The 2180-nt window shown below is 64.6% G+C and carries 2 protein-coding genes; both read right to left on the reverse strand.

All coding sequences use genetic code 11. The annotated features are described in order from the left end of the window. Nucleotides 1-1503, reverse strand: a 1503-nt coding sequence (locus VFZ66_29985) for a type I polyketide synthase (GenBank protein ID HEX6293449.1), incomplete at its 3' end; no start/stop codon positions are given. Beyond that, nucleotides 1496-2180: phosphopantetheine-binding protein (locus VFZ66_29990; GenBank protein HEX6293450.1), on the reverse strand; the 685-nt coding region annotated here is incomplete at its 5' end. The genes VFZ66_29985 and VFZ66_29990, both read right to left, overlap by 8 nt.

Here is a 2180-nt window from a genome sequence, read left to right on the forward strand (position 1 = left end):
CAGCGCGCGGCGATAGGGCAAGGTTTTGCGTCCGACCTGGAGGGTGTAGGCGATGTCGGCGAGATTAGCAGCGGGATGCTGCCGCAGATAGGCCAGCAGATCGCTCGTGGCCGTGTCGAGCGCCGAGCCGGTTTTAGCGGAGAGCGTGAGCAAGTGCCAGGGCCGCGCCGCACCCGAAGGCGCGATCTGCGGCGCTTCTTCGAGCACGACATGCGCGTTGGTGCCGCCGATGCCGAAGGAGCTCACGCCAGCCCGGCGCGGTGTGTCCGATGCCGTCCACTGCACCAGCCGATCGACGACATAGAACGGGCTGTTCGCCAGATCGGCGTTTGGATTGGGCTGCTCGAAGTGCAGGCTCGGCGGCAGCACACGATGCTTGAGCGCCAGCGCGGTCTTGATCAGCCCGGCCACGCCTGCTGCGGCGTCGAGGTGGCCGATGTTGCTTTTGACCGAGCCGATGCCGCAGAACTGCCTGCGCCCGGTTTTGCCTTGAAAGACCCTGGCGAGCGCCGTCAGCTCGATCGGATCGCCGACGGGCGTGCCGGTGCCATGCGCCTCGATGTAGCCGATCGACTCCGGCTCGACGCGCGCCACCGTCAGCGCCTCGGCGATCACTTCGGCCTGGCCCTGGACGCTGGGCGCGGTGTAGCCCGCTTTCATCGCGCCGTCGTTGTTGATCGCCGAGCCTTTGATCACCGCGTGAATGGAATCGCCGTCGTCCAGCGCCGCCGCCAGTGGCTTCAGCACGACCACGCCCATGCCGTTGCCGCCGACCGTGCCCTGTGCGTTGGCGTCGAAGGCGCGGCAGTGACCATCCGGCGAGGCGATGCCGCCCTCCTGATACAGGTAGCCCGCTTTGTGCGGCACGGTGATCGAAGCGCCTCCGGCCAGCGCGATCTCGCACTCGCCGTTCAGTAGACTCTGGCAGGCAAGGTGGACGGCGACAAGCGAGCTGGAGCAGGCCGTTTGAACGGTAACGCTCGGTCCTTTGAGGTTGAGCTTGTACGAGACGCGGGTCGGCAGGTAGTCTTTGTCGTTGCCCAGGCCGATCTGAAACGGGCCGACCCGCTCGACGATCTCGGAGCTGAGATACAGATTCAGCGCATAGCTGCTCATGGTCGTGCCCGCGAACACGCCGATCCGGGCTGTGGATGCGTCGGAGAGGTACCCGGCGTGCTCAAGCGCTTGCCAGGCACACTCCAGAAAGAGGCGCTGCTGCGGGTCCATGATCTCTGCCTCGCGCGGTGTGTAGCCGAACAGCGCCGCGTCGAAGCCTGCAATATCGTCGAGGATGCCTTTGGCTCTGACGTAGCATGGGTTGTCGAGCAGCGCCGGATCGACGCCCGACTCCAGCACGTCCTGGTCGGAGAAGAACGTGATCGACTCGACGCCATCGCGCAGGTTTTGCCAGAAGGCATCGAGATTGTTCGCGCCTGGGAAGCGACCGGCCATCCCAACGATCGCGATCTCGTCGCCATGATACGCCTGATCTGCGTTACTCATACTCGTCGCTTTCCTGAGATTCGGCTGTGCGGCCAGCCTGTCGAAGCTGCCTGCGCTGCCGCCGCGCATCGCTGCGCGTGTGTATCTCCTCACTCGTCGACTGGAACGGCGATGACTCCACGCGCGTCTGGCTCAGATGTTGCGCAATCGTGCTGACGGTTGGATAGGTAAACAGATCGACCATTGAAATATCCGTGCCAAGCGCGTTGCGAAGTTTACTGTGGATCTGAACCATCAGCAGCGAATGGCCGCCGAGGTCGAAGAAGTTGTCGTAGAGTCCGACCTTATCCAGGCCCAGTACATCTTGCCACACCTGGGCTACCGCGCGCTCGATGTCCGTCTGGGGCGCGACATACTCGATGGCTGCGGGGCGCTGGCCTTCCGGCTCCGGCAGCGCGCGCCGATCGAGCTTGCCGTTGGCCGTGAGCGGCAGCGCGTCGAGCACCACAAACGCGCTCGGCACCATGTAGTCAGGTAATCGATCTTTGAGGTAGGTGCGGAGTTCCAAGTTCCAAGTTCCAAGTTCCAAGTTGCCAGCCCCTTGTTCTCGTACAACGTACGCTACCAGTCGTTGGTCGGGCTGCGCGCCGGTCTGTGGCGGGTCTTCGCGCAGGAGCACCGCCGCGTCGCGCACGGCGGGATGGCGGCGCAGCGCCGCTGCGATCTCGCCCGGCTCG

The organism is Herpetosiphonaceae bacterium (genome assembly GCA_036374795.1).
In the GTDB taxonomy this organism is placed as follows: Bacteria; Chloroflexota; Chloroflexia; order Chloroflexales; family Kallotenuaceae; genus LB3-1.